This window comes from Curtobacterium sp. B8 (assembly GCF_000333315.1).
GTDB lineage: Bacteria > Actinomycetota > Actinomycetes > Actinomycetales > Microbacteriaceae > Curtobacterium > Curtobacterium luteum.
In genome coordinates this window covers 1-3049 of the sequence record NZ_BACW01000590.1, presented here as the reverse complement: position 1 = coordinate 3049, position 3049 = coordinate 1, and the positions used below count along the sequence as shown (strand labels likewise).

The window sequence follows — 3049 nt, the reverse complement described above, 5'->3', positions numbered from 1 at the left end:
GCCCGCGGCGCTGCTCGCGCTCGTCCTCGGCCTCGTGCTCGTCGGACGCCGGCACCTCGGCGACCCGGTCCGTGTCGGCCTCGTGCTCTGGGGCGGGTGGCTCGTCGTCACCGGACTCGTCTTCTCGTACATGTCCGGCACGATCCACCCGTACTACACGGTCGCCCTCGCCCCGGCGATCGCGGGTCTCGTCGGCACCGGCGGCGCCCTGATGTGGAGCGAGCGAGGGCGCGTCACCGCACGGCTCGGCCTCGCGGGCATGATCGGCATCACCGCCTCCTGGGGCTTCTGCCTCCTGAACGAGCGGTGGAACCCGGGGCGTCGCTCTTCCTCGACAACGGCTCGACCGTCGCGGCCTTCGCGCACGCACTACCGGTCGACGCCGAGCTCACCGTCACCACGACCAGCGTCGGGGTCGTCACGGACATGGCCGACCGTGACGACGTCCGACTCGTCATGCTCGGCGGTGAGTACCGGGCGCTGAGCAACGGGTTCGTCGGGCCGCTGACCGAGGCAGCGCTCGAGTACCTGACGTTCGACGCGGTGTACCTCGGGGCCGACGCGGTGTCGCCGGAGCGCGGGATCTGCGAAGCGGACCTCGGTCAGATCCGTCTGAAGGAACTCATCGCTCGTCGTGCGGCGGCGGTGTACGTCCTCGCGGACTCCTCGAAGCTCGCGCGCTCGGAGTTCCACGCGTGGACACGGCTCGGCGGAGCCTGGACCCTCGTCACGGACGACGGCATCGCACCGGAGCTCGTCGAGCAGTTCACGACGGCGGGCGTCGACGTGGTGACGGCCTGAGGGCGCGTCGTCCGCGCCGCCACCCCACGGTTCGTCGACTCCGGTCGGGGCCGTGCGCGTCTGACACGATCCGCGTCATCGCGGTCAGCGCGACGTGCCCCGGCGGCGACCGCTGTCACGCGGATGGCCCGCTGATGCTCGTCCACGCCCGGTGCAGGAGCGGATCCAGCGACGACGCGCCGATCGCCGATCGGCTCCTGGACACCTCCGTCATGCCCGCCAGGACGGATGCGGTCAGTCGCCGACGCTCCCGGGTGTTCCACGGCACCGAAGTGTCCTCCGTCGGGCAGACGGGTGAAGCGGTCCGGGCAGCAGCCTGTCGGCTGGTTCGGTCCTCACGCACGAACCGGCGGCAGATCGTCCCGCAGCCGGTCGTGCAGGTCCCGGGCGGTGGCTCCGAGGGCAGCCTCAGCCGCTGGTTGCGCCGTGGCCGGCACGCTCGAACTGCTCAGCGCCACGACGACGAAGCGACCGCCGTCGGCGTGCTCGACGACCCCGATCTCGTGCCGCAGGTTCAGGAGCGTCCCGGTCTTGGACGACCACATCGAGGCATCCGAGCTGAAGTCGGGCGCGAGTCGGTGCCGGATCACGTTGCCGCGCAGGTGCTCTCGGAGTCGCGCCGCGACCCGCGGTCGAACGCCACGTCCGAGCCAGATCGCCGTCAGCAGGTCCGCCCACGCGCGTGCCGAGCCGACGTTCGTCCGCGCGACGTCGAGTTGTCGGACCGGGTGACCGTCTGCCGGGGTGGATCCGCGGATCGCGAGCGTGAGCGCGAGGTTCGCTTCGTCGGGCGCGAACCGTTCGAGGGGCGTGTCGGAGAGCTCGCCGAACCCGTGGCGGACGGCGATCCCGTCGATGCGCAGGGCCTCGAGGTCAGCAGACACCGCGCCGGTCGGCAGGGTCCCCAGCAGCGCGTCGGCAGCACTGTTGTCGCTGATCGTCAGGGCGAGCGCGACGAGGTCGTCGAGCGCGATGGTCGACGGATGACGGAACCGTGCCGTTCCCGGGGTGCCGTCGAGCGGGTCGCCGGCCGCGAGGGTGACGGGGTGTGCGCCGTCGAGGAGGCCGTCCTCAACACGGTTCAGGACGGCGAGGGCGATCGGGAGCTTGGCGAGGGACGCGGCGGGGAGGGGGCGCTCGGGGTCGATGCTGAGTTCTCGTCCGGTCGCGAGGTCACGCACCAGCAGCGAAGCCCGGAGGCCGGCCTCGTCCAGCCGGCCACGGATGTCGGCGAGGAAGCGTTCAGACGACATCCGGTACTCCGAGTGCGACCGCGAGTTCGTCCGCCACCGCAGCTTCGATGCGTCGAGCGTCCTGCGGGCTCTCGGCCGCGAGGGCGTACCCCCGCACCAAGCGCAGGTCGACGATCGCGCGCCAGTGCAGGCCCAAACTCGTCGCCTCGGCTTCGGAACAGAGCAGCAGGTCGCCGTCTCCGAGCACCGATGCGAGGGACGAGGTCAGCGACGTGTCTGTCGGGAGCTGCGACGGTGCCAGGCCGGCGACCTCGCCTGCTCTCCCGAGTGGGTCGCGGACGTGCGCGACGCTGTCCTCCGGACCCGTCCGGAGTCGGTTGCCCGCGTCGTCGTCGTGACCGCGACCACCACGGCGTCGGCGGAGCGCTTCGATCCGGAACGGTCGGTCGGTGGCTCGTCGGCCGGCGACCCCGAGTGGGACGTGCCAGCGAGCTGCGTCGGCCGGGACCGCGAGCAGAGCAACCCGCACGGCTCCCGTGGTCGTCAGCTCGACCCGTCGGCTCGGGTTCTCCCGGCGCAGGTCGAGGTGGCAACCTGCACTGCGTGCTGTTGCTTCGAGGACGGCGAGGTCCCGGAGCGCGCAGGTCTCGGGGACGGCGACACTCACGGGGTCGCTGCGAGCGCGGTCCGCACTGACTTCCAGCTCGTCGGCGAGCTGCACCAGTCGACGCGCGGTCGGGACGAGTGTCCGTCCGAAGGGGGTGAGGACCGCGGCGCGAGCGTTCCGTTCGAGGAGCGGGGCACCGAGGTGGTGCTCGAGCGCAGCGACTCGTCGACTGGCGACTGACTGCGCGATGCCGAGTGCTCCAGCAGCGCGCGTCACGCCGCCACGTTCGCTGACCTCGACGAGCACTCGGCAGGCAGCGACGACGTCCACGGCGGCAGCCTATGCCATGCCGAACGCGCATGGGACCGCTCGATTCTGGTCTTCGACAGCATGGACTCGTCCGGCGACGCTGGTCCGATGCGACTCCACTCCAAGAATCCTCACGGGC

The 3049-nt window shown here is 71.6% G+C and carries 3 protein-coding genes; 1 reads left to right on the top strand and 2 read right to left on the bottom strand.

What is annotated here, in order from left to right; all coding sequences use genetic code 11:
* Window positions 1–96 precede the first annotated feature (96 nt).
* Entirely contained in the window at window positions 97–801 is a 705-nt protein-coding gene (locus tag I59_RS22985; protein ID WP_307120486.1) for a DeoR/GlpR family DNA-binding transcription regulator, read from the top strand.
* Between the two features lie 335 nt (window positions 802–1136).
* Here the strand turns inward: I59_RS22985 and I59_RS15980 are convergent, their stop codons facing one another.
* On the bottom strand, window positions 1137–2054 hold the full coding sequence (locus I59_RS15980) for a serine hydrolase (RefSeq protein WP_022904731.1): 918 nt from the start codon (window positions 2052–2054) through the stop codon (window positions 1137–1139).
* On the bottom strand, window positions 2044–2931 hold the full coding sequence (locus tag I59_RS15975; RefSeq protein WP_022904730.1) for a LysR family transcriptional regulator: 888 nt from the start codon (window positions 2929–2931) through the stop codon (window positions 2044–2046). The genes I59_RS15980 and I59_RS15975 overlap by 11 nt, the downstream gene beginning before the upstream one ends.
* Between the last annotated feature and the right edge of the window lie 118 nt (window positions 2932–3049).

What these genes read in the sequence shown, in the direction of transcription:
- I59_RS15980 (WP_022904731.1), bottom strand. Translation starts at nt 2,054, where the DNA reads ATGTCGTCTGAACGCTTCCTCGCCGACATCCGTGGCCGGCTGGACGAG.